We start from the raw sequence: 22,888 nt of genomic DNA, 5'->3' as shown, positions 1-22,888 counted from the left end.
TGGGGAACTCCGTTCCCTCCCCAGTCTTTTTTCAAAGACCGGGCACACGCGATCGGCTCGACAGCCACCGGTTCGAGTGTTTCCAGAAAAATGCCAGCAGGGAATGACCATCCCCTGAAAAGGCAGGCGCCTCCTCAGGGGATAAGGTTAGTCAGAAAATCAGGACTTCTTGTCGTCAGCCGCTTTGTCGGTCGGATTGGCGATCAGGGTCTTGAGCTCGTCGCTCATCGGGAAGTTCAGGTTCAGGCCTTTTGGCGGAATCGGCTGCATGAACCACTTCTCGTAGATCTTGTTGATTTCGCCCGAAGCGTAGGTGGCCTTGATCGCGTCATCCACAGCCTTTTTGAACGGCTCGTCGCCTTTGCGCATCATGCAGCCGTAGATTTCGTACGACTGTGGCGTGCCGGTCACTTCCCAATCGGCGGCTTTCTTGGCCTTGGCGGCTTCGCCGGCCAGCAGTGCGTCATCCATCATGAAGGCAACGGCACGGCCCGATTCCAGCATCTGGAAGGACTCGCCGTGGTCTTTGGCGGAGATGACGTTCATGCCCATCTGCTTGTCGGCGTTCATCGCCTTGAGGATGCGCTCGGAAGTAGTACCGGCGGTGGTCACGACGTTCTTGCCTTTCAGATCGTCGAAATCCTTGTACTTGGAGTCTTTCTTGGACAGCAGACGGGTACCGATTTCGAAGATGCCGACGGAGAAGTCGACCTGCTGCTGACGCTCGACGTTGTTGGTGGTCGAACCGCACTCGACGTCCACGGTGCCGTTCTGCACCAGCGGGATACGGGTCTGCGAGGTAACGAGGTTGTATTTGACTTGCAGGTTCGGCAGGTCGAGGTCTTTCTTGATCGCTTCGACGATTGCCAGCTGGATGTCGTGCGAGTAGCCAACCGGCTTGCCGGACGCATCAGCGATGTAGGAGAACGGAATGGAGGCGTCACGGTGGCCCAGGGTGATGACACCGGACTCTTTGATCTTCTTCAGGGTGCCGGTGAGCTCGGCGGCGAAAACTGGCGTGCTGATCAGAGCGGCAGCAATGGCTGCGCCCAGGATATGGGGAACGATGCGCATCAAATTTTCCTCGACATTGTTTTTTTTATGGAGCCAGTTTGTCGGCCCTTTTTGTGCTTCGAATGCCTGACGGCTCCTGAAGTGTCGGCACAGCAGGCATTCGTCGAGAGAGTGTAGAGCATGACTCGTGCCAGACCAGTCACAGTCGGTTAACCAATTGTTTTATAACGTTATTAAAGTTTTGTGGCGGTAATTTTTTGAGGGTGAGATCCGGTTAACCGAACCGACTGAAGAGTCGCGTTCGGAAAACCGAACGATCAAAAGCCCCTCACCCTAACCCTCTCCCGGAGGGAGAGGGGACTGACTGCGGTGGATGGTCGAGTTACGGCGACGTGAGATACCGAGTCGACCTCGGACTTTGGAACCCACGGAGATCGGCTCCCTTTCCCCCTCTACCCCTTGGGGGAGAGGGCTGGGGTGAGGGGGAAAAGATCTAACTGCCCCAATCAGGTTCAACAAAGTCCACATAACAAAAAGCCCCTGAATCTCTCGATTCAGGGGCTTTCATTTGAACGGTGAGATCAAGCCGCTTCGATCTTCCGATTCTGCTCAACCTTGCCCAGATACGTCGCGAGCTTCTGCTGCTCCTCCGCTGTGGTGAACAAGCCTAGCTTGGTACGGCGCCACAGGATGTCGTGCGCCGTGGTGGCCCATTCTTCGCTGCACAGGTAATCGACTTCGCGGGTGTAGAGCCCGCCGCCGATGTGTTCGCCCATGTCGGCCAGGCTTTCTACGCCTTCGAGCATGCGCCAGGTGCGGCTGCCGTAGGTGACGGCCCAGCGTCGGGCGATTTCAGTCGGGACGAAATCGAATTTGTCGCGAATTCGCGCGCTCAGCGCCTCTGGCGTGGTCATGTCTTCGCCGCCGGGCAGGGTGGCGGTTGCGGTCCAGCTCGGGCGCATCTGGGTGAAAAACGGCATCAACTGCGCCATCGCCGACTCGGCGAGTTTGCGATAGGTAGTCAGCTTGCCGCCGAACACCGACAGCAGCGGCGCTTCTTCGGCGTTGCCAGACAGCGCCAGGGTGTAATCGCGGGTCACTGCCGACGGGTTGTCGGATTCGTCGTTGCACAGCGGGCGAACGCCCGAGTAGCTGTGCACAATGTCTTCGCGGCTCAGCTGCTTCTTGAAGTGAGCGTTGACCACTTTCAGCACGTAATCGGTTTCGCCTTCGGTGATCGCCACTTTCGCCGGGTCGCCGGTGTACTCGCGGTCGGTGGTGCCGATCAGGGTGAAGTGGTTCAGGTATGGAATGGTGAAAACGATGCGCTGATCTTCGTTTTGCAGAATGTGCGCATGTTCGCCTTCGTACAGTTTCGGCACGATGATGTGGCTGCCCTGAATCAGACGAATGCCGTAAGGCGATTCCATTTTCAGGTCGTCACGAATGAACTTCGCCACCCACGGACCGGCGGCGTTGACCAGGGCTTTGGCGGTAATCGAAAACAGGCTGCCGTCGGCACGCTCCAGATGCAGATGCCACAGGCCTTTGGTGCGACGTGCGCTGACGCAACGGGTCTGGGTGTGCACATGCGCACCTTTTTCCCGGGCGGCCATGGCGTTCAAGACCACGAGGCGGGCGTCATCGACCCAGCAGTCGGAGTATTCGAAGCCTTTCTTGATTTCGCTTTTCAGCGCGCTGTCGGCGCCGAACTTCAGGCTTTTCGAACCTGGCAGCTTCTCGCGCTTGCCGAGGTTGTCATAAAGGAACAGGCCGGCACGAATCATCCACGCTGGACGCAGGTGCGGGCGGTGCGGCAGGACGAAACGCATCGGTTTGACGATGTGCGGCGCTTTCGCCAGCAGCACTTCGCGCTCGGCCAGCGCTTCGCGCACCAGACGGAATTCGTAATGCTCCAGATAGCGCAGGCCACCGTGGATCAGCTTGCTGCTGGCCGACGAGGTGTGGCTGGCCAAGTCGTCTTTTTCGCAAAGGAACACCGAAAGACCGCGACCGGCGGCATCCGCTGCGATCCCCACGCCATTGATCCCGCCGCCAATTACGGCAACGTCATAGATCTCGGAGAGAGGGGGCGTACGCAAGGTAGAGGTGGACATCGGCTGGCCTCGGTTCTTTTGGTTTTATGTCTTGGAAATCGAACATTAATGTTCATTTGCGAAAATGGTAGCCCATAAAGACGCGCACAGCCAGTCGCGTTCGATTGAAAAAACTCATCGAAGGGCGATTAAAAGAAAATTTTCGAACATGAACGCGCGCAAGGGCGCAGAAGATGTGTTGTTTGATCGATTGTTTTCGCGAGCAGGCTCGCTCCCACATTTTGCAATGCATTCCAAGAGTGGGAGCGAGCCTGCTCGCGAAAGCGTCGGTTCGGTCAGCGAGGGAGAGGAATCAGACGACTTCCAGACGAATCTTGTGCTGACTCAACAACTGCGCCAGCGCCGGTACCGGCTGCTGATCGGTGACCAGGCAATCGATCAGGCTGATCGGCCCCAGTCGAATCATCGCGTTACGCCCGAACTTGCTCGAGTCCGCCGCCAGAATCACCTGCCGCGCATTGGCAATGATCGCTTGGCTCACCCGCACTTCCTGATAGTCGAAATCGAGCAGGCTGCCGTCCTCATCGATCCCGCTGATGCCGACCAAGGCGAAATCGACCTTGAACTGATTGATGAAGTCCACGCTCGCCTGACCGACCACACCGCCGTCCCGCCGCACGTTGCCGCCGGTCAGCAGCACATCGAAATCATCCTTGGCGCTAAGCATCGAGGCGACGTGCAGGTTGTTGGTGATGATCTTCAGGTGACTGTGATTGAGCAGGGCGCGGGCGATCGATTCGGTGGTTGTACCAATGTTGATGAACAGCGAGGCGTGATCGGGGATCTGTGCGGCGATGGCTTCACCGATGCGTTGCTTTTCGTCGCGCATCTGATCGGCGCGCATCGCATACGCGGTGTTTTCGACACTGGAATCGTACGCGGCGCCACCGTGGTAGCGACGCAGCAGGTTGGCTTCCGCGAGCTGATTGATGTCGCGGCGGATGGTTTGCGGGGTGACAACGAACAGCGTGGCCATTTCCTCGATGCTCACATAGCCGCGTTCGCGGACCAGCTCGAGGATTTGCTGCTGACGGGGAGGCAGATTCATGGGGCTTCCTTTGGGCTGCCGTGCAAAATTTGCCCATGATGCCGCAGGAATCTGCTCCCTACCAGTTAGATACCCTTCTGGAACTGCAGGTTGGCTTATTCGGCGTCCTCACGCGCCCAGTCACGGGTGCGGCTGACGGCTTTTTTCCAGCCTTTGTAGAGTTTCTCTTTCTCGGTTTCGTCCAGGCTCGGTTCGAACTCGCGCTCGATCACTGCCTTGCCGCGCAGTTCTTCCAGGCTGCCCCAGAAGCCGCAGGCCAGGCCGGCCAGATAAGCCGCGCCAAGGGCGGTGGTTTCGCGCATTTGCGGGCGTTCGACCTGGGTGCCGAGGATATCGGCCTGGAATTGCATGAGGAAGTTGTTCGCCACCGCGCCGCCGTCCACGCGCAGGGCCTTGAGGCGTTCGCCGGAGTCCTGTTGCATGGCGTCGAGTACGTCGCGGGTCTGATAGGCGATCGACTCCAGCGCGGCGCGGATAATGTGATCGACGCGTACGCCGCGCGTGAGGCCGAACAGTGCGCCACGGGCATACGGGTCCCAGTACGGTGCGCCGAGACCGGTAAACGCCGGCACCAGATACACGCCGTTGCTGTCCTTGACCTTGTTGGCAAAGTATTCGGTGTCGTGGGCGTCGTTGACGATTTTCAGTTCATCGCGCAGCCATTGCACGGTCGAACCGCCGTTGAACACGGCGCCTTCCAGAGCATAAGCCACTTCGCCGCGCGGGCCGCAAGCGATGGTGGTGAGCATGCCGTGCTGGGATTTCACCGCTTTGTCGCCGGTGTTCATCAGCAGGAAGCAACCGGTACCGTAAGTGTTTTTCGCTTGGCCCGGCTCGACACACATCTGGCCGAACAGTGCTGCCTGCTGGTCGCCGGCGATACCGCCGATGGCGATGCCGCTCTTGGTGCGACCGTAGATTTCCGAGGAGGCTTTGACTTCCGGGAGCATCTCGCGGGGGATGTCGAGGATCTCCAGCATCTTCGAATCCCACTCCAGCGAGTGAATGTTGAAGAGCATGGTGCGCGAGGCGTTGGTGTAGTCGGTGACGTGCACCTTGCCGCCGGTGAATTTCCAGATCAGCCAGCTATCGACGGTGCCGAACAGCAGTTCGCCGTTGCGCGCACGCTCGCGGCTGCCTTCGACGTTGTCGAGGATCCACTTCAGTTTGGTGCCGGAGAAGTACGGGTCGGTGACCAGGCCGGTGGTGTCGCGGATGTAGTCTTCGTGACCATCGCGCTTGAGCTGCTGGCAGATCTCGGTGCTGCGGCGGCACTGCCAGACGATTGCGTTATAGACCGGACGGCCAGTGGTCTTGTCCCAGACCACAGTGGTTTCACGCTGGTTGGTGATACCGATCGCGGCGACCTGGTCATGATGCAGGCCGGCCTGGGCCAGCGCTTCAACCATCACCGCGCTCTGGGTGGCGAAAATTTCCATCGGGTCGTGCTCGACCCAACCGGCCTGCGGATAGTGCTGAACGAATTCGCGCTGCGCGGTGCAGACCACGTTCGCGTCGCGGTCGAAGATGATCGCGCGCGAACTGGTCGTACCCTGATCAAGGGCAATGATGTAGTTCTTGTTCTGAATGTCGGTCATGTCGATTGCCTTGGACGAAAAAAACGAGAGTGGGCCGTGGCGCCGGCTCGGATGGGCAGGAGCCGGCGCCGACTGTTTCAAGAAGTTCTTGGTTTGCCGTCAATGGCCGGTTCTGCATCCTTTGTAGCAGGTGTGGCGCCGGTCAGGTGACGGGCAATCAGCCCGCGATACCCGGCAGCGCCGAGGCAGGCACCGACAATCGGTGCAAAAATCGGAATCAGGAAGTACGGAATATCACGACCACCGGTGAAGGAAATTTCACCCCAACCGGTAAAGAAAGTCATCAGTTTCGGACCGAAGTCACGCGCCGGGTTCATCGCGAAACCGGTCAGCGGACCCATCGCACTGCCGATCACGGCAATCAGCAGACCGATCAGCAGCGGCGCCATCGGGCCGCGTGGCAGGCCGTTGTTGTCATCGGTCAGGGCCATGATCACGCCCATCAGGATCGCGGTGATGATCATCTCGACCAGAAATGCCTGGGCCGTCGACAGCACCGGGTTCGGGTAGGTGGAGAACACGGAGGCCAATTCCAGGCTGGCAGCCGAGCCGCGAACCATCTGGTGGGTTTGTTCGTAATCGAAGAACAGATTGCTGTAGAGCGTGTAGACCAGCAACGCGCCGCAGAAGGCGCCGGCGATCTGCGCAAGGATGTAGAACGGCAATTTGCGCTTTTCGAAGTCAGCGAAGATTGCCAGAGCGATGCTCACGGCCGGGTTCAGGTGCGCGCCGGAAACCCCGGCGGTGAGGTAGATCGCCATGCTCACGCCGACGCCCCAGATGATGCTGATTTCCCACAGGCCGAAGCTGGCGCCCGCGACTTTGAGCGCGGCGACACAACCGGTGCCGAAGAAGATCAGAAGGGCGGTGCCCAGGAACTCGGCCATGCATTGGCCGGAAAGCGATGGTTGCGGTAAAGCAGCTGTCATTGAAAACCTCGGTTCTTTTTCTTGTGTAGCGCCTTGCCAACGGAGCAGGGCGCGATCTTCACCGGGTCGGAATCCCCATTCGGTTCCCGGGTTACTGCTGGGTACTGCGCGGAGCATGATTCTTACATTATTCAGATTCGAAAAAATATAGACAAGAAACAAACCTGTCAAAGGTCGAAAGTGAACCGTCGGTCACAATAAAACTATTCGCCGTGTGAATGATCAGCGCGGCGATCAGCTTGAATGCAGCGCGAAGCCACGGGATTCGCGGCTTGGAATAGAGCCTTTTGCCCAACGATGACCTAGAATCCGCCGCAGGTTTTATCAAAGACTGCCGAACCCGGAGCTGCCATGACCCCAGCGTTGGACTTGTTGAAAAAAGTTCGTGCCGAACATCGCGTGCACAGTTACGAACATGATCCGAAGGCCGCGTCCTACGGGCTGGAGGCAGCCGAGAAGCTTGGGCTTGAACCGGCGCAAGTGTTCAAAACCCTGCTGGCCGCCAGTGAAAAAGGCGAACTGCTGGTGGCTGTGGTGCCGGTCGTCGGAACGCTCGATCTCAAGGGACTGGCACACGCCGCCGGAGTGAAGAAAGCCGAAATGGCTGATCCCGCTGCCGCGCAACGCTCCACCGGCTACCTGTTGGGCGGCATCAGCCCGCTCGGGCAGAAGAAACGCCTGCGCACCTTCATCGACAATTCCGCTCAGGAGTTTGCGACTATCTATGTGAGTGCCGGGCGGCGAGGACTGGAAGTGGAACTGGCGCCTGCGGTGCTGGCCGAGCACACCCAGGCGAAGTTTGCCGATATCGGCCGGGCTTAAAATGCGCGCCGGCTGTATGAAGAAAAAATAGCGCTTCTGTCACTGGCACTGATCCGGCCCGCCGTTGCATGCTCGGTCGACCAATTCAGGGAGACAATCATGCAGCTTGCGTTTCATCAGGTCGACGCGTTCAGTGATCGGCCGTTCAGTGGCAACCCGGCGATGGTCTATCGGCTCGACAGCTGGCTGGCCGATGACTTGATGCAGAAGATCGCCGCCGAACACAACCTGGCGGAGACTGCGTTTCTGGTGCGCGAAGGCCAGGCCTGGCATATCCGCTGGTTCACCCCGACCACCGAAGTGCCGCTGTGCGGGCATGCGACCCTGGCCAGCGCGTTTGTACTGTTCGAAATCTATAAGGAAAGTGCCGAGCGCATCGACTTCACTTGCAAGTCCGGCCTGCTGAGCGTCAGCCGTGAAGGCGACCGCTTGTGGCTGGATTTCCCGACCATCGTGCCATCGGAAATCGGCGTGACGCTGGATGTCGAGCGAGCCCTCGGTGTCGAGGCGGTTGATGTGCTCGGCTCCAACGAGCTGTTCGTGGTGCTGGACTCGGAACAGGCCGTGCTCGACTGCCAACCGGACATGGCAGCGCTGGCGAAACTGCCATGGCTGGGCGCAATTGTTACCGCGCGTGGCAACCAGCATGACTTCGTCTCGCGCTATTTCGCCCCGGCCATCGGTATCAATGAAGACCCGGTGACCGGCTCGACCCATTGCAGCCTGATTCCGTACTGGGCCAAACGTCTGGGCAAATCGAACCTGACCGCGTGCCAGCGCTCGGCGCGGGGCGGGGAGTTGTTCTGTCGGCTGGAAGGTGAGCGGGTGAAGATTGGCGGCAATGCGACGCTGGTGGCCAGCGGTACCCTGTTTTTAGGCTGAGGCAATACCAACTGTGGGAGCGAGCCTGCTCGCGAAAGCGCTCTTTCAGTCAACATCTTCGGCGACTGAAACACCGCATTCGCGAGCAGGCTCGCTCCCACAATTTTTATCCAGTGCGGATCAGAGGCTGGTGCTGAATCGACGGACGCCGTTTTCCACCGCCGGAATCTGTGCCGCAGTGCTCCCCGAAGCCTGGAACAGCACCAGATGATCCGCCGCTACGCGAATCCCGACCTGGGCGCCAACCAGGTGATCGGCATGGCTCGGAAAGATCGATTCCAGCTGCGCACCGGTCGGCAGTTGCAGGCGATACAAGGTCGCCGCGCCGAGGAATGTCTTGCCGACAATCTGCGCCTTCAGTGAGCTATCCGGCGCGTAAACAATGTCATCCGGACGCAACAGCACATCCACCGCACCGCCAATCGGCCAGGTGTAAGCACGGTTGCCGCGCAGCTCACCCAGCTCGGTCTGCACCGACTCCGGACTGACGAGTTGGCCGCGAATGAAATAACCCTGACCGATGAAACTGGCGACATAAGGCGTCGCCGGTTCGTGGTAGAGGTTGTAGGGCGTGTCCCACTGTTCCAGCCGACCTTCCTTGAACACGCCAACGTGATCGCTGACGGCGAAGGCTTCTTCCTGATCGTGGGTGACCAGAATCGCACTGGTGCCACGGGCCTTGAGGATGTCGCGTACCTCATGGCTGAGCTTGCGGCGCAACTCGCCATCGAGGTTGGAAAACGGCTCGTCGAGCAGCAACAGCTGCGGTTCCGGCGCCAGGGCGCGGGCGAGGGCGACCCGCTGTTGCTGGCCGCCGGACAGCTCGTGCGGAAAGCGCTTGCCGAGGTTTTTCAGATTGACCAGTTCCAGCAGTTCTTCGACCACGCGCGCCTTGTTCGGGTGCTTGCGGATGCCGAAAGCGATGTTGTCGGCCACGCTCAGGTGCGGGAACAGCGCGTAGTCCTGAAACACCATGCCGATCCGGCGTTTCTCTGGCGCCAGGGTGAAACCGGCGCTGGAGAGGGTTTCGCCACCGAGGGTGATTTCGCCTTCGTGCACCGGTTCGAAACCGGCGATGGCGCGCAGGGTGGTGGTCTTGCCGCAGCCGGACGAGCCGAGCAGGCAGCCGATGTCGCCGGCGTTGAGGTGCAGATTGAGGTTCTGCACCACGCGTTGATCTTGGTAGCCGCAAGCGAGGTTGCGCAGGTTCAGCAGTAATTCATGGCTCATGCGTGGTGATATGCCGGTTCGACGAGGAACTCAAGCAGGGCCTTCTGTGCGTGGAGACGGTTTTCTGCCTGATCCCAGGCGACGGAGCGCGGGTCATCGAGCAGGTCGAGACTGATTTCTTCGCCACGGTGCGCCGGCAGGCAGTGCATGAACAGCACGTCCTCGGCAGCGAGGTCGAGCAGGGCACGGTTGACCTGGAACGGCGCGAACAGCTTGAGGCGCTTGGCAGTTTCCTCTTCCTGACCCATCGAAGTCCAGACGTCGGTGCTGACCAGATGCGCGCCACGCACGGCGTCTTGCGGATCGCGGACGATGGTCACGCGATCACCAGCCTGGGCGACGAACTCCGGGTTCGGCTCGTAGCCTTCCGGGCAGGCAACGCGCAGCTGGAAGTCGAACTGGATCGCCGCTTCTATATAGCTGTTGCACATGTTGTTGCCGTCACCGATCCAGGCCACGGTCTTGCCCTGGATCGAGCCACGGTGTTCGAGGAAGGTCTGCATGTCGGCGAGCAACTGGCAAGGGTGCAGATCATCGGACAGACCGTTGATCACCGGCACCCGCGAGTTGGCGGCGAATTCGGTGAGGGTGCTGTGGGCGAAGGTACGGATCATCACCGCATCGAGCATGCTCGACATGACGATGGCGCAGTCGCTGATCGGCTCGCCACGGCCCAGTTGGGTGTCGCGCGGGGACAGGAAAATCGCCTGGCCGCCGAGCTGGATCATGCCGGCCTCGAAGGAGATCCGGGTACGGGTCGAGGATTTTTCGAAGATCATCCCCAGCACGCGGTTTTTCAGAGGCTCGAACAGTACGCCGCGGTTACGCAGGTCCTTGAGCTCAACGCCTCGACGGATCACGCTGACCAGCTCTTCGGGCGTGCAATCCATCAGGGAGAGAAAGTGCCTTGCGCTCATCATTGACTACCTTTTTGCTACAGACCGCAGATGCTCAAAGCCTTGTTTTACGGAACAACGGGCGAGACCTGCGGCGTAAGCCGCACGGGGCGACGAAATAGGGGAAGGCGCGATATTGACACTAAATGTCGCGTTATGCCAATAGGCTACTTTTCAGCGGGATTCGGAGCGCGGACCGAGCATTTCGATCACGCATGTTGAAGCCGGATTCAGTACAGCGGTGAGCCTCTTTGTACACTGGCGCCGCCGGGCTTGGCAATGCGCCGCGACGGCAACGCAGCGGTCCTGGTCGGTTTACGAACGCGGCGCCACCGATTCGCTTGGTCGGATGTTCAGACTGAAACATTTGCTAAAGCAAAGTGCTGGGTTATAAATAAGTTTCGAGCGACGCAGGAAGCCTCCGCATGGAATCGAAAGAACAACTGTTAATGGAGCTGCTGGGCCACACGGCTCGCTCCCTGACCCATCTCACCGCGTCCGTCACCTCGATGTCTTTCGAGTTGCTGCGCAGTGACGACGAAGTGGTCAAATCCGCCGGTCGGCACATGATCGATCGCATGGCCACCATCAGCGCCGGGCTCGATGAGCACTGGCGATTGATCGGCGAGCTCACCGGCGTGCACGTCGCCCATGAGCAGATCGAAACCATCCAGGAAATCCAGCTGGCGGCACCGCCGCAGTTGCCGCCGAACTGATCGCGGCGATTTATCGGCTGTCCTGATAACCGTCGATTCACAAGACGAACGTCGCTGGCGCCGTCTCTGCGCACGGGCCATAGTTTTGTTCCCGCGGGCGTGATTGCCTGCTCCCGAACAAGACAGAGACTGGCCATGACCAAGACTCTTCACCACCGTGCATGCCACCTGTGCGAAGCCATTTGCGGGCTGACCATCGAAACCACGGAAACCGATGGCAACGTCGCGATCACCTCGATCAAGGGTGATGCCCTCGACACCTTCAGCCGCGGCCATATCTGCCCGAAAGCCGTGGCTCTGCAAGACATTCAAAACGATCCCGATCGCCTGCGTCAGCCGATGCGCCGCGTCGGCAGCGAATGGCTGCCGATCGAGTGGGACGAGGCGTTTGCGCTGGTGGCCGAGAAACTCGCGGCGATTCAGGAACGTCACGGGCAGAACGCCGTTGCGGTGTATCAGGGCAATCCGAGCGTGCACAACTACGGCCTGATGACTCACAGCAATTACTTCCTGGGGTTGCTGAAAACCCGCAATCGCTACTCGGCAACGTCGGTCGATCAACTGCCGCACCACCTCAGCAGCTACCTGATGTACGGCCACGGTTTGCTGTTACCGATTCCCGATATCGATCACACCGACTTCATGCTGATCCTCGGCGGCAATCCGCTGGCGTCCAACGGCAGCATCATGACCGTGCCGGACGTCGAGAAGCGCCTGAGGGCGATTCAGGCGCGCGGCGGCAAAGTGGTGGTAGTCGATCCGCGCCGCAGCGAAACCGCAGCGATGGCCGATCAACACGTTTTCGTCCGCCCGGGCGGCGATGCGGCGCTGTTGTTCGGCATGCTCAATACGCTGTTCAGCGAAGGCCTGACCCGCGACAGCCATTTGCCGGTCGATGGCCTCGACGAGGTGCGCAGCGCCGTGGCTGCGTTTAGTGCCGAAGCGATGAGCCCGCTCTGCGCAGTGCCTGCCGAACAGATTCGCCAACTGGCGCGCGACTTCGCTGCCGCACCGAGTGCGGTCTGCTACGGGCGCATGGGCGTCTCGACCCAGGCCTTCGGCACCCTCTGTCATTGGGTGGTGCAGTTGATCAATCTGGTCACCGGCAATCTCGACCGCGTTGGCGGTGCTCTTTGCACCGAGCCGGCGGTGGATCTGGTGGCGTCGACCTCGGGCGGGCATTTCAACAAATGGCAGAGCCGCGTTTCCGGGCGTCCTGAATACGGCGGCGAGTTGCCGGTATCGGCATTGGCCGAAGAGATGCTCACGGAGGGCGAGGGGCAGATCCGCGCGCTGATCACCGTTGCCGGCAACCCGGTGTTGTCGACACCCAACGGCCGGCAACTGGAGCAGGCGCTGGACGGCCTCGACTTCATGCTCAGCATCGACCTGTACATCAACGAAACCACGCGTTATGCCGATCTGATCCTGCCGTCGACCTCGGCACTGGAAAACGATCACTACGACACCACGTTCAACCTGTTCGCGGTGCGTAACGTGACCCGCTTCAATCGCGCCATCCTCGCCAAGCCCGAGGGTGCGCTGCACGACTGGGAGATCTTCGTCGGGCTGGCCAAGGCCTTCGCCGAGAAAACCGCCAAGGAGCTGAAACCGACGATGCCGCCGGCGAAGATGATCGACATGGGCCTGCGCATGGGCCGCTACGGCGATGCGTCCGAGCACAAGTTGTCGTTGGCGACGCTGTTCGATCATCCGCACGGCATTGACCTGGGGGCGCTGAAGCCGAATCTGGCGTCACGTCTGAAAACGCCGGATCAACGTATTCAGGCTGCACCCCCGGAGATCCTCGCCGACCTCGCACGCTTTGCCGCGTTGCAGGCGCCGGCAGCCGATGAATTGTTGATGATCGGTCGCCGCCATGTACGCAGCAATAATTCGTGGATGCACAATTTTCATCGGCTGGTGAAGGGCAAGCCGCGGCATCAGTTGCTGATGCACCCGGATGATCTGGCCAGCCGTGGTCTGGCCGATGGGCAGCGGGTTCGGGTGAGTTCGCGGGTCGGGCAGATCGAGGTGGAAGTGCTCGCCAGTCTCGACATGATGAAAGGCGTGGTCAGCCTGCCCCACGGTTGGGGCCATGCGCGCCCGGGCGTGCAGATGGCAATCGCCAGTGGCCAGCCGGGATCGAGCGCCAACGACCTGACCGACGAGTGCCAGCTCGACGAACTGTCGGGCAACGCGGCGTTGAACGGTGTGCCGGTGACGGTGGCGGCGGCCTGAGCGGGTCTGTCGGGGAGACCGAGCATGGCGCTCGGGATTCCGTTACAATGCGCCACCGTGCCGACCTCTGAGTCGGAAAGTTCAGCCGAGGTGCTCCATGGATATCATCGAAACGATTAAAGAGCAGATTGCCAACAACACCATTCTGCTTTACATGAAAGGCTCGCCGAATGCGCCGCAGTGCGGCTTCTCCGCAAAAGCTGCGCAAGCCGTGATGGCCTGTGGTGAAAAGTTCGCGTACGTGGACATCCTGCAGAACCCGGAAATCCGCGCCAACCTGCCAAAGTACGCCAACTGGCCGACTTTCCCGCAACTGTGGGTCGGCGGTGAGCTGATCGGCGGCAGCGACATCATGACCGAGATGGCTGCAGACGGTTCGCTGCAAAGCACCATCAAGGCGGCTGTCGAAGCGGCAGCGGCGAACAAGTCCGAAGCCTGATTCTACGTTCATGGAGTTTCGCTCGACGACGCGTCTCCCGTAGGAGCTGTCGAGTGAAACGAGGCTGCGATCTTTTGATCTTCGGCCAGCAAAAAGCCCCGCACCTCGAAAGAGGGCGGGGCTTTTTGTTGGTTATACGAGTTGACTGAGTATCAAGGCTGAAATCGATAAAGATCGCAGCCTCGTTTCACTCGACAGCTCCTACTCTTCGCCCATCTGCGATTGCAGATAGTTTTCCAGGCCGATCTTGTCGATCAGGCCGAGCTGGGTTTCCAGCCAGTCGATGTGTTCTTCTTCCGACTCGAGAATGTCTTCGAGCAGTTCACGGCTGCCGAAGTCACCAACGGTTTCGCAATGGGCAATGGCGGCTTTCAGGTCGGCATGGCCGGTCTTTTCGATGCGCAGGTCGCATTCGAGCATCTCGCGGGTGTGCTCGCCGATGTGCAGCTTGCCCAGATCCTGCACATTCGGCAGGCCTTCAAGGAACAGGATGCGCTTGATCAGCTTGTCCGCGTGTTTCATCTCGTCGATGGATTCGTGGTATTCGTGCTTGCCGAGCTTGTTCAGACCCCAATCTTCATACATGCGCGCATGCAGGAAGTACTGATTGATCGCGACCAGCTCATTGGCGAGGATCTTGTTGAGATGCTGGATGACTGTAATGTCGCCTTTCATGATCGGAGTCCTGCCCTGTATTAACCGTATATAAGGCGGAGTTTGAGCTTGGCAGTTATAAGTGTCAAACCTAAGTTATTGAATAATAAATGAAAATTAATCGGAATAAGAATGTTTGTGTTCCGCGTCTGGACGCTAAGCAATTGATTTTCAGGCATAAAAAAACCGGACATCTAGTCCGGTTCTTTGAAATGGGGCATTTACGCAGCAGTAAATTCTACCGGGTAAGGGATCGCGGCCTGGGCGGTTTGCAGCTTGGTCAGGGTTTCGCGCACCACTTCCTTGGCAAGGCAGGCGCATTTGCCACACTGGCTGGCGACGCCGGTGGCCTGGCGAACTTCTTTATAGCTGCAGCAACCTTCATAGATCGCTTCGCGGATCTGTCCGTCGGTGACGCCAGTGCAGAGGCAAACATACATAAGTAAGAACCGTCGCTGGTTGTGACTCAATTGCGATGGATCTTAATGTTAACGAGAATGATTGTCAAAGTGCTTTCGGAACGCTTCGCAGCCAATTTCCCAGCGACTGACGAACGGTATTTTCCAAATGCGCGTCTGGCCCCATGAATACGCAGTGGATAACCGAACAGGGAAAATCCGTTACGGACAGGCCAAACACGCAGTGTATGATGGTCGTCCCTTGCGAAGAGGGTTCGTGTCACAGGGCTGTCGCCTGAGGGTGACAGGCTGGCCCGGACCCTGAACTTCAAGTTTCTACACCAGGAGATATCAATGAGCGTACTCGTAGGCAAACAAGCCCCAGACTTCACCGTCCCGGCCGTACTCGGCAATGGCGAGATCGTTGACAGCTTCACCCTGTCCTCGGCCATCAAAGGCAAATACGGCCTGGTGTTCTTCTACCCGCTGGACTTCACCTTCGTCTGCCCGTCCGAGCTGATCGCTCTGGACAACCGCATGGCTGACTTCAAGGCACGCAACGTTGAAGTGATCGCTGTGTCGATCGACTCGCACTTCACCCACAACGCCTGGCGCAACACTCCAGTGAACAATGGCGGCATCGGCCAGGTGAAATACACCATGGCTGCCGACATGAAGCACGACATCGCCAAGGCATACGACGTTGAATCCGAAGGCGGCGTGGCGTTCCGTGGCGCGTTCCTGATCGACGACAAAGGCGTGGTTCGCTCGCAGATCATCAACGACCTGCCGCTGGGCCGTAACATGGAAGAGCTGATCCGTCTGGTCGACGCGCTGCAATTCCACGAAGAGCACGGCGAAGTCTGCCCGGCCAACTGGAAAAAAGGCGACAAAGGCATGAACGCTTCGCCGGAAGGCGTTGCGGCTTACCTGACCGAGAACGCTGCGGCCCTGTAAGGCGCAACGTCGAGGTACAAAAAAAACCGGCCCATGTCAGACTGTGTGAAAACGCACTGATGGTGGTTCCAGCAAACGCCCCGACTTGTTCGGGGCGTTTGCTTTTGTGCTCACAGCAAACGAAAAAAGGCGTTTCAGCCCATCAGCGCCATCATCTGGCGCACGCCCAACACGTTAATTGCTCTTTTCAGGGTGTAGGCGTTCACCGCCAAGGCCATTTCAGCTCTCGCGCCTTCAAGCTGTCGCAGCAAGAAGCGAGCGTTACCAAATAACCACTGTTTAAGGTTGCCGAAGGGATGTTCGACGATGGATCGTCGACTGACCATCATTTCGGGATGTGCCTGCATTCGCTGCTCCATTCGCTCGAAAGCCTGTTCGTGCAGATGGCGCGAGATGTATCGGCGTTTGGCGTCGGTGCACTTCGCTTTAATCGGGCAGCTTGCGCAGTCGCTGACCTTCGCTTGGTAGATCCGGCCTTTGTTGCTGATCTGCTTAAAGATCAGCCATTTTCCGGCAGGGCATTGATATCGATCTTGCGACGCATCGTAGGCAAATGCTGTTCGATCGAAAAATATCTGCTCCTTGCCGCAGGAGTTGAGTGATCGCGCCACAGGCACATAAGCCGTGATGTTCTCATCCTCACATGCCTGGAACTGCTTGCCATTGGAGTAGCCCGCATCCGCGGTGACCGTCAGTTCATCTTGTGAAAGTTGTTCCTTGGCGGCCTTGGCCATCGGTTCAAGTTGCTTGCGATCATCGCTGTCCTGAGTCACTTCATGATGCACGATCATGCAGTTTTCAGCGTCCACGGCTGTCTGCACGTTGTACCCGACCCGAGGCCCTTTGTGCGTTCGCAGCATTCGCGCATCGCTTTCGTGGGTATTGAATTGCTCAAGCTCCATGGATTTCATCAGCGCCTGGCACGTCAAGTTATTGGAATGCCTGACTTTAAGTTGCGCCAAAGTCGCCTTGATTGCATTGCGGTCAATCTTCTCGCCGGCTTCGGTTTTATCTGCCTCGTCCAGCTCTGCCAAATAGTGGGCGATGCGCTTCTCCAGCTTCTGCTCTTGATGTTGGAGCCGCTTCAAATTCATATGACGCCGTGAAGAGGCGACCGCCTGAAATTTGCTGCCATCAATGGCCACCAACTCGCCGGTTATCAGCCCCGCTGAGCGGCAAAACTGCACGAAGGCCCGGCACGTCGCGATGAAAGCGGCTTTGTTGTCTTTACGGAAATCGGCGATGGTCTTGAAATCAGGCTTGAGTCGATTGATCAGCCACATCACTTCGACGTTGCGCTGGCACTCGGCTTCGAGCCGTCGTGATGAGCGAATCCGCTGGAAATAGCCGTAGAGGTAGAGTTTGAGCTGATCCGCTGGATCGTAAGAGGGACGGCCGGTGCTTTTGGGAAGTGCTTTATCAAAGCCCAGTCGAGCCAGATCCAGCTTGGCGACGTAAAGATCGATAACGCGAACGAGGTGATCCTCGGGGATCAACTCTTCCAGCGAGACCGGAAACAGGCTGGTCTGGCTGCGGGACTGTCCCTGGATGTAGGCCATAACGAAAAATGCTCCGTATCTTTCGATACGGAGCATTTTCTTTGAGCGCTGCGCAGATTGCTAGGTTTTCACACAGTCTGCATGTGGCCGGTTTTTTTATACAGAGAAAGCCTCTCGGCATCATTTGTTTCAAATGCCAGGAAAAAATACTGGTTGACTGAACAGTGGTTGGATAGGGTTGTCCACAGCGACATCGGGTTACATGGGCCACTGCCCTGGCCTCAATCGCGCCTGATTTAAAGTAAGGACGGTGCAAGGGATTGCATGACGCAGAAGGGGATTCAAATGCCGAGTAGCTTGGACGTTGCGGATTATTTCCTCTGCCTGGAAGGGCATGAAGGCGAGATCTCCAATCTCAAAATTCAAAAATTGGTTTACTACGCTCAAGGGTTCAGTCTGGCCGTCCATGGCGAGGCTCTCTTCCCTGAAACGCTGGAGGCGTGGATGCACGGGCCGGTGGTTCCGGATCTATATCGAAGATTCAGCCAATTTGGATCAAGTGCCATTCCTCCTCCAAGTGATTTCAACCCCGATGTTTTCAGTGCTAAACAACAAAGTCTGCTCAACGAAGTGTTCGACGTTTATGGCCAATTCTCGGCATGGAAACTACGTCAGTTGACGCATGAAGAAGCTCCTTGGCGTAGAAACTACAAGGAAGGGGAGTTCAGCCGAGAAATTCCTGCCTGCGAAATGCAGGAGTATTTCCGGGAGCATTTGGTGAACTGAAATGGCCAAGTTCAAACGCAGGGAACGCGATGCGGCGGTTACACTAACGGCAAGGACGTCCGCTATCGAAATGGATTCATCGGAAGCGCGACCTCCGGTTTTTTCATTTGAGTATTTGCAGAATGGCTGGTGCATCCAGGATTGTGAGGCTGTCGAACGGTCCAAAATGCTTGAGCGTCTCAGGATCTGGGGAAAGATGCCGTGGAGAGAACTGCGCAGAGAGCATAGGCACCGGTATGGATGTGAAACGATTGAGAGAAACAGCCTTAAAGTAGGGATACCTGACTTTTTAACAGGTGATGTCAGATTGCTGGTGTTTCGGGCTTTCGAACGCGTAGCAATGGTGGGTTACAAGAACCATCGAGTTTTTCACGTCGTGTGGATTGATCGAGAATTTAAGCTCTATAAGCACTAAACCAAAAAACCGGCCCACGTGGCCGGTTTTTTCATGCGCGGGATTGTTCGTCGAGGATCAGTCGTCGAAGTCTTCCCAGCCGCCCATCTGCTTCCAGCGATTGACGATGCCGCAGAACAGCTCAGCGGTCTTTTCGGTGTCGTAACGCGCCGAGTGCGCTTCACGACCGTCGAAATCGATGCCGGCCGCCTGACAGGCTTTCGCCAGCACGGTCTGACCATACGCCAGACCCGCCAGGGTCGCGGTGTCGAAACTGGAGAACGGGTGGAAGGGGTTGCGCTTCATGTCCAGGCGCGCAACTGCTGCGTTGAGGAAGCCCAGGTCGAAACTGCTGTTGTGCCCGACCAGAATTGCCCGCTTGCAGCCGTTGGCTTTCAGCGCCTTGCGGATGCCACGGAAGATGTCGGTCAGCGCGGTTTCTTCGCTGACGGCCATGCGCAGCGGATGATCGAGCTTGATCCCGGTGAACTCCAGCGCTGCCGCTTCAACGTTCGCACCTTCGAATGGCTCGACGCGGAAGAAGTAGGTGTGATCCGGGTAGACGAAACCCTTTTCATCCATGGCGATGGTGGTCGCGGCAATCTCCAGCAAGGCATCGGTGGCTGCGTTGAAGCCACCGGTTTCTACGTCGACGACAACCGGCAGGTAGCCGCGAAAACGCGCTGCCATCGGATGACGGGAACCGCCGCCACCTTGACCGTCCAGTTCATCGTCGAAATTGTCTTCACTCACGCGTGTTCCTCCAGCAGGCGCCAGCGCAGTTTTTCACCGGCGCGCAGCGGGATAACGGTCAGCTCGCCAAATGGCAGACTGGTCGGGGCGGTCCATTCTTCACGGACCAGGGTGATGCGATCGGTATTTGCCGGCAGGCCGTAGAAGCGCGGGCCGTTGAGGCTGGCAAAGGCTTCGAGCCTGTCCAGCGCGTTACGCTGTTCGAACGCTTCGGCATACATCTCGATGGCGGCGTAGGCGGTGTAGCAACCGGCGCAACCGCAGGCGGCTTCCTTGGCGTGCTGGGCGTGGGGCGCCGAGTCGGTGCCGAGGAAGAATTTGGCGCTGCCACTGGTGGCCGCGTCGAGCAAGGCTTCCTGATGGGTGTTGCGCTTGAGAATCGGCAAGCAGTAGAAGTGCGGCCGAATCCCGCCAACCAGCATGTGGTTGCGGTTGTAAAGCAGGTGATGCGCGGTGATGGTCGCGCCGACGTTGGCCGAAGCCTCGTTGACGAATTGCACGGCGTCGCCGGTGGTGATGTGTTCGAACACCACTTTCAGCGTCGGGAAACGCTCGACCACGCGGCGCATGTGCTCGTCGATGAAAATCTTTTCGCGGTCGAATACATCGACGTCGCCACGGGTGACTTCACCGTGGATCAACAGCGGCATGCCGACTTCGGCCATGGCTTCCAGCGCCGGGAAGATCTTGTCGATGCTGGTCACGCCGGAATCGGAGTTGGTGGTCGCGCCGGCCGGGTACAGCTTGGCGGCGTAGACGAAACCGCTGGCCTTGGCCTGACGAATTTCTTCCGGTTGGGTGCGGTCGGTGAGGTACAGCACCATCAACGGCTCGAACTGACTGCCGGCCGGGCGGGCAGCGAGAATGCGCTGACGATAGCCGTCGGCTTCAGCGGCGTTGCGCACCGGCGGTACCAGGTTCGGCATGATGATCGCGCGCCCGAAGGTGCGGGCCACATCGGCAACGGTATTGGTCAACACGGCACCATCGCGAAGATGAATGTGCCAGTCGTCGGGACGCAGCAGGGTCAGGCGGTCGGACATGAGGGGATTCCAGGCGGGTCAAACTGAGGCGAATGCTACCGGAAAAGACTCTTGCAGGCACCCGCTATCAAGTTTTGCCACACGCGTCCGATATCCCGAAGGTATGCCGTAAACATTGTGTGAATCGGTGTTTGTGTTTCACAAGCCAATGGAGCCTCCCGTGCGCCAGTGTTATTTAGCCCTGCTCAGTGTGTTTGCCAGCCTTCCCGCGATGGCGCTGACTTACCAGACCCGTCTGGAGAACATTGAGTGGACGGTCGCCGGCGACCAGTTCGAATGCCGCCTGACGCAGCCGATCACCGATTTCGGCTCGGGCGAGTTCGTGCGCAAGGCCGGTGAACAGGCGATCTTTCGCCTGAATGCCTACAACGCCATGCTTGGCGGCGGTTCGGCGACCTTGCTCGCTGCCGCTGCACCGTGGCAGCCAGGGCGTGGCGACATCAATCTGGGCTCTGTGCGTCTGGGCAGCGGCAATGTGTTGTTCAACAGCTCGCAATCCCAGGCCGGGGGATTGATCAGCGGTCTGCTCGACGGTCGCAGCCCGGTGGTACGTCGTGCGTCTGGCGATGGCCGCGTCTCCGAAGTGCGTTTGTTGCCGGTGAAATTCAGCAAGGCGTTCAACGACTATCAAGGCTGTGTGGCGAAATTGCTGCCGCAGAATTTCGACCAGATCAAGCAGTCGCAGATCGGCTTCCCCGGCGAAGGCGTTGAGCTGGACCCGGCTGCCAAGGCCAAGCTGCAAGTGATGCTCGAATACATGAAGGCCGACCCGACGGTGAACCACATTGACCTCGACGGTCACTCCGACAACAGCGGCAATCGTCTGACCAACCGCGAACTGTCGCGCCGCCGCGCGCTGGCGGTGGTGGATTTCTTCAAGGCCAACGGCATTCAGGAATCGCAGATCACCGTGCGTTTCCACGGCGAGCAGTATCCGATCGTGCCCAACACCAGCAAGGCCAATCGTGCGAAGAACCGTCGGGTCAACGTGAAATTGTCGCGCGCCGCACCGACTACCGCCCCGGCTCCGGCGCCGCAAGCGAGTACGCCGGCCACGGCCGCAGCGACTTCCTGACCCGCCGGTCATCGTCGCGCTCTCGACAGATTCTGTCGCTTTGTCGTCTTAAGCTGTCGCGCCTCTGTAAATTATCGCGTTTGAGCGGTAGACTCCCCCGCTTTCCGTAGAACCCCGTGGAGTGATGGCATGGCGGACGTAAACAAGGTCGTTCTGGCGTATTCCGGCGGCCTGGACACTTCGGTGATCCTCAAGTGGCTGCAGGATACTTATAACTGTGAAGTGGTGACCTTCACCGCTGATCTCGGTCAAGGCGAAGAGGTCGAGCCGGCCCGCGCCAAGGCTCAGGCCATGGGCGTCAAAGAAATCTACATCGACGACCTGCGCGAAGAATTCGTGCGTGATTTCGTGTTCCCGATGTTCCGCGCCAACACCGTTTACGAAGGCGAGTACCTGCTGGGTACTTCCATCGCCCGTCCGCTGATCGCCAAGCGCCTGATCGAAATCGCCAACGAAACCGGCGCTGACGCCATTTCCCACGGCGCCACCGGCAAGGGCAACGACCAGGTGCGCTTCGAACTGGGCGCCTACGCGCTCAAGCCAGGCGTGAAAGTGATCGCCCCTTGGCGCGAGTGGGACCTGCTGTCCCGCGAGAAGCTGATGGACTACGCCGAGAAGCACGCGATCCCGATCGAACGCCATGGCAAGAAAAAATCCCCGTACTCGATGGACGCCAACCTGCTGCACATCTCTTATGAAGGCGGCGTGCTGGAAGACACCTGGACCGAGCACGAAGAAGACATGTGGCGCTGGACCGTCTCCCCGGAGAAGGCTCCCGACACCCCGCAGTACCTGGAACTGACCTACCGCAACGGCGACATCGTCGCGCTGGACGGCGTCGAAATGACCCCGGCCACCGTACTGGCGACGCTGAACAAGATCGGCGGCGAGCACGGCATCGGTCGTCTCGACATCGTCGAAAACCGTTATGTCGGCATGAAGTCCCGTGGCTGCTACGAAACCCCGGGCGGCACCATCATGCTGCGCGCTCACCGCGCCATCGAGTCGATCACTCTGGATCGCGAAGTTGCTCACCTCAAAGACGAGCTGATGCCCAAGTATGCCAGCCTGATCTACACCGGTTACTGGTGGAGCCCTGAGCGTCTGATGCTGCAACAGATGATCGACGCTTCGCAGGTCAACGTGAACGGCGTAGTGCGCCTGAAGCTGTACAAGGGCAACGTCATCGTCACCGGTCGCAAGTCCGACGATTCGCTGTTCGACGCCAACATCGCCACCTTCGAAGAAGATGGCGGCGCTTACAACCAAGCCGATGCGGCGGGCTTCATCAAGCTCAACGCGCTGCGCATGCGTATTGCTGCCAACAAGGGCCGCAAGTTGTTCTGATTTATTCGGACCGACGCGCAATAAAAAAAGGCGGCCTGTTCGGGGCCGCC

22 protein-coding genes are annotated in these 22,888 nt (G+C 58.8%); 10 read left to right on the top strand and 12 right to left on the bottom strand.

Going from position 1 to position 22,888, the window contains the following annotated elements; all coding sequences use genetic code 11:
- Positions 1–159 precede the first annotated feature (159 nt).
- The 5 genes from HU724_RS22625 to HU724_RS22605 form a co-directional block, all read right to left on the bottom strand.
- Positions 160–1,074, bottom strand: coding sequence for a glutamate/aspartate ABC transporter substrate-binding protein (locus tag HU724_RS22625; RefSeq protein WP_090285892.1), 915 nt, complete (start codon positions 1,072–1,074; stop codon positions 160–162).
- Positions 1,075–1,595: 521 nt separating this feature from the next.
- The gene (gene glpD / locus HU724_RS22620; protein ID WP_186569766.1) at positions 1,596–3,131 is read right to left on the bottom strand and encodes a glycerol-3-phosphate dehydrogenase; all 1,536 of its coding nucleotides are present in this window, start codon (positions 3,129–3,131) and stop codon (positions 1,596–1,598) included.
- 292 nt (positions 3,132–3,423) lie between these two features.
- Entirely contained in the window at positions 3,424–4,179 is a 756-nt protein-coding gene (locus tag HU724_RS22615; protein ID WP_007953179.1) for a DeoR/GlpR family transcriptional regulator, read from the bottom strand.
- Between the two features lie 95 nt (positions 4,180–4,274).
- Positions 4,275–5,777: a glycerol kinase GlpK gene (gene glpK, locus HU724_RS22610; RefSeq protein ID WP_024014162.1), complete on the bottom strand. Its 1,503-nt coding sequence runs from the start codon at positions 5,775–5,777 to the stop codon at positions 4,275–4,277.
- 77 nt (positions 5,778–5,854) lie between these two features.
- A complete protein-coding gene (locus tag HU724_RS22605; RefSeq protein ID WP_042607374.1) occupies positions 5,855–6,706 on the bottom strand; it encodes an MIP/aquaporin family protein in 852 nt (283 codons plus the stop codon).
- A 351-nt stretch (positions 6,707–7,057) separates the two neighbouring features.
- Here HU724_RS22605 and ybaK point away from each other — a divergent pair, with 351 nt between their 5' ends.
- On the top strand, positions 7,058–7,528 hold the full coding sequence (ybaK, locus tag HU724_RS22600) for a Cys-tRNA(Pro) deacylase (protein ID WP_133338557.1): 471 nt from the start codon (positions 7,058–7,060) through the stop codon (positions 7,526–7,528).
- A 99-nt stretch (positions 7,529–7,627) separates the two neighbouring features.
- Positions 7,628–8,410, top strand: a complete 783-nt coding sequence (locus tag HU724_RS22595) for a PhzF family phenazine biosynthesis protein (RefSeq protein WP_186569765.1) — start codon at positions 7,628–7,630, stop codon at positions 8,408–8,410.
- A 120-nt stretch (positions 8,411–8,530) separates the two neighbouring features.
- On the opposite strand, the gene HU724_RS22590 is transcribed toward HU724_RS22595, so the two are convergent.
- Positions 8,531–9,640 carry an ABC transporter ATP-binding protein gene (locus tag HU724_RS22590; protein ID WP_110603265.1) on the bottom strand — a complete coding sequence of 370 codons (1,110 nt, stop codon included), beginning with the start codon at positions 9,638–9,640 and terminating at the stop codon, positions 8,531–8,533.
- Positions 9,637–10,557 carry an ornithine carbamoyltransferase gene (gene argF / locus HU724_RS22585; RefSeq protein WP_024014160.1) on the bottom strand — a complete coding sequence of 307 codons (921 nt, stop codon included), beginning with the start codon at positions 10,555–10,557 and terminating at the stop codon, positions 9,637–9,639. The genes HU724_RS22590 and argF overlap by 4 nt, the downstream gene beginning before the upstream one ends.
- A gap of 404 nt (positions 10,558–10,961) precedes the next feature.
- Here argF and plzR point away from each other — a divergent pair, with 404 nt between their 5' ends.
- From plzR to grxD, 3 genes are all read left to right on the top strand, one after another.
- Entirely contained in the window at positions 10,962–11,252 is a 291-nt protein-coding gene (plzR, locus tag HU724_RS22580) for a PlzR type 4 pili assembly inhibitor (protein WP_016773401.1), read from the top strand.
- A 135-nt stretch (positions 11,253–11,387) separates the two neighbouring features.
- The gene (locus HU724_RS22575; RefSeq protein WP_186569764.1) at positions 11,388–13,493 is read left to right on the top strand and encodes a molybdopterin oxidoreductase family protein; all 2,106 of its coding nucleotides are present in this window, start codon (positions 11,388–11,390) and stop codon (positions 13,491–13,493) included.
- A gap of 97 nt (positions 13,494–13,590) precedes the next feature.
- Positions 13,591–13,932: a Grx4 family monothiol glutaredoxin gene (grxD, locus tag HU724_RS22570; RefSeq protein WP_186569763.1), complete on the top strand. Its 342-nt coding sequence runs from the start codon at positions 13,591–13,593 to the stop codon at positions 13,930–13,932.
- Positions 13,933–14,133: 201 nt separating this feature from the next.
- On the opposite strand, the gene bfr is transcribed toward grxD, so the two are convergent.
- Both bfr and HU724_RS22560 read right to left on the bottom strand, forming a co-directional pair.
- Complete coding sequence (bfr, locus tag HU724_RS22565) at positions 14,134–14,607, bottom strand: bacterioferritin (protein ID WP_016773403.1); 474 nt, start codon at positions 14,605–14,607, stop codon at positions 14,134–14,136.
- 200 nt (positions 14,608–14,807) lie between these two features.
- Positions 14,808–15,026: a bacterioferritin-associated ferredoxin gene (locus tag HU724_RS22560; RefSeq protein WP_003227725.1), complete on the bottom strand. Its 219-nt coding sequence runs from the start codon at positions 15,024–15,026 to the stop codon at positions 14,808–14,810.
- A gap of 312 nt (positions 15,027–15,338) precedes the next feature.
- Here HU724_RS22560 and HU724_RS22555 point away from each other — a divergent pair, with 312 nt between their 5' ends.
- Positions 15,339–15,941, top strand: coding sequence for a peroxiredoxin (locus tag HU724_RS22555; RefSeq protein ID WP_003227723.1), 603 nt, complete (start codon positions 15,339–15,341; stop codon positions 15,939–15,941).
- 134 nt (positions 15,942–16,075) lie between these two features.
- Here the strand turns inward: HU724_RS22555 and HU724_RS22550 are convergent, their stop codons facing one another.
- Complete coding sequence (locus tag HU724_RS22550) at positions 16,076–17,500, bottom strand: IS1182 family transposase (RefSeq protein ID WP_217847177.1); 1,425 nt, start codon at positions 17,498–17,500, stop codon at positions 16,076–16,078.
- A 285-nt stretch (positions 17,501–17,785) separates the two neighbouring features.
- Here HU724_RS22550 and HU724_RS22545 point away from each other — a divergent pair, with 285 nt between their 5' ends.
- Together HU724_RS22545 and HU724_RS22540 are read left to right on the top strand one after the other, a co-directional pair.
- Positions 17,786–18,226 carry a Panacea domain-containing protein gene (locus HU724_RS22545; RefSeq protein ID WP_186567561.1) on the top strand — a complete coding sequence of 147 codons (441 nt, stop codon included), beginning with the start codon at positions 17,786–17,788 and terminating at the stop codon, positions 18,224–18,226.
- A gap of 1 nt (position 18,227) precedes the next feature.
- A complete protein-coding gene (locus HU724_RS22540) occupies positions 18,228–18,641 on the top strand; it encodes a hypothetical protein (RefSeq protein WP_186567563.1) in 414 nt (137 codons plus the stop codon).
- 57 nt (positions 18,642–18,698) lie between these two features.
- Here the strand turns inward: HU724_RS22540 and rnt are convergent, their stop codons facing one another.
- Positions 18,699–19,373 (bottom strand): ribonuclease T, encoded by a 675-nt coding sequence (gene rnt / locus HU724_RS22535; RefSeq protein WP_186567565.1) that lies wholly within the window; start codon positions 19,371–19,373, stop codon positions 18,699–18,701.
- Positions 19,370–20,416, bottom strand: a complete 1,047-nt coding sequence (pyrC, locus tag HU724_RS22530; protein ID WP_186567567.1) for a dihydroorotase — start codon at positions 20,414–20,416, stop codon at positions 19,370–19,372. Before pyrC ends, rnt begins: the two co-directional genes overlap by 4 nt.
- Before the next feature lie 160 nt (positions 20,417–20,576).
- Here pyrC and HU724_RS22525 point away from each other — a divergent pair, with 160 nt between their 5' ends.
- Together HU724_RS22525 and HU724_RS22520 are read left to right on the top strand one after the other, a co-directional pair.
- On the top strand, positions 20,577–21,491 hold the full coding sequence (locus tag HU724_RS22525) for a flagellar protein MotY (protein WP_186567569.1): 915 nt from the start codon (positions 20,577–20,579) through the stop codon (positions 21,489–21,491).
- A gap of 129 nt (positions 21,492–21,620) precedes the next feature.
- Entirely contained in the window at positions 21,621–22,838 is a 1,218-nt protein-coding gene (locus HU724_RS22520; protein ID WP_007953201.1) for an argininosuccinate synthase, read from the top strand.
- Positions 22,839–22,888: the final 50 nt, after the last annotated feature.

The sequence above is a fragment of the Pseudomonas iranensis genome (genome assembly GCF_014268585.2).
Classification (GTDB): domain Bacteria; phylum Pseudomonadota; class Gammaproteobacteria; order Pseudomonadales; family Pseudomonadaceae; genus Aquipseudomonas; species Aquipseudomonas iranensis.
The sequence above is the reverse complement of the archived record's forward strand: the minus strand, read 5'-3'. Positions and strand labels throughout refer to the sequence as shown.

Coding starts and splice junctions, on each gene's coding strand:
- HU724_RS22625 (WP_090285892.1), bottom strand. CDS start 1,074: ATGCGCATCGTTCCCCATATCCTGGGCGCAGCCATTGCTGCCGCTCTG.
- glpD (WP_186569766.1), bottom strand. CDS start 3,131: ATGTCCACCTCTACCTTGCGTACGCCCCCTCTCTCCGAGATCTATGAC.
- HU724_RS22615 (WP_007953179.1), bottom strand. CDS start 4,179: ATGAATCTGCCTCCCCGTCAGCAGCAAATCCTCGAGCTGGTCCGCGAA.
- glpK (WP_024014162.1), bottom strand. CDS start 5,777: ATGACCGACATTCAGAACAAGAACTACATCATTGCCCTTGATCAGGGT.
- HU724_RS22605 (WP_042607374.1), bottom strand. CDS start 6,706: ATGACAGCTGCTTTACCGCAACCATCGCTTTCCGGCCAATGCATGGCC.
- ybaK (WP_133338557.1), top strand. CDS start 7,058: ATGACCCCAGCGTTGGACTTGTTGAAAAAAGTTCGTGCCGAACATCGC.
- HU724_RS22595 (WP_186569765.1), top strand. CDS start 7,628: ATGCAGCTTGCGTTTCATCAGGTCGACGCGTTCAGTGATCGGCCGTTC.
- HU724_RS22590 (WP_110603265.1), bottom strand. CDS start 9,640: ATGAGCCATGAATTACTGCTGAACCTGCGCAACCTCGCTTGCGGCTAC.
- argF (WP_024014160.1), bottom strand. CDS start 10,557: ATGAGCGCAAGGCACTTTCTCTCCCTGATGGATTGCACGCCCGAAGAG.
- plzR (WP_016773401.1), top strand. CDS start 10,962: ATGGAATCGAAAGAACAACTGTTAATGGAGCTGCTGGGCCACACGGCT.
- HU724_RS22575 (WP_186569764.1), top strand. CDS start 11,388: ATGACCAAGACTCTTCACCACCGTGCATGCCACCTGTGCGAAGCCATT.
- grxD (WP_186569763.1), top strand. CDS start 13,591: ATGGATATCATCGAAACGATTAAAGAGCAGATTGCCAACAACACCATT.
- bfr (WP_016773403.1), bottom strand. CDS start 14,607: ATGAAAGGCGACATTACAGTCATCCAGCATCTCAACAAGATCCTCGCC.
- HU724_RS22560 (WP_003227725.1), bottom strand. CDS start 15,026: ATGTATGTTTGCCTCTGCACTGGCGTCACCGACGGACAGATCCGCGAA.
- HU724_RS22555 (WP_003227723.1), top strand. CDS start 15,339: ATGAGCGTACTCGTAGGCAAACAAGCCCCAGACTTCACCGTCCCGGCC.
- HU724_RS22550 (WP_217847177.1), bottom strand. CDS start 17,500: ATGGCCTACATCCAGGGACAGTCCCGCAGCCAGACCAGCCTGTTTCCG.
- HU724_RS22545 (WP_186567561.1), top strand. CDS start 17,786: ATGCCGAGTAGCTTGGACGTTGCGGATTATTTCCTCTGCCTGGAAGGG.
- HU724_RS22540 (WP_186567563.1), top strand. CDS start 18,228: ATGGCCAAGTTCAAACGCAGGGAACGCGATGCGGCGGTTACACTAACG.
- pyrC (WP_186567567.1), bottom strand. CDS start 20,416: ATGTCCGACCGCCTGACCCTGCTGCGTCCCGACGACTGGCACATTCAT.
- HU724_RS22520 (WP_007953201.1), top strand. CDS start 21,621: ATGGCGGACGTAAACAAGGTCGTTCTGGCGTATTCCGGCGGCCTGGAC.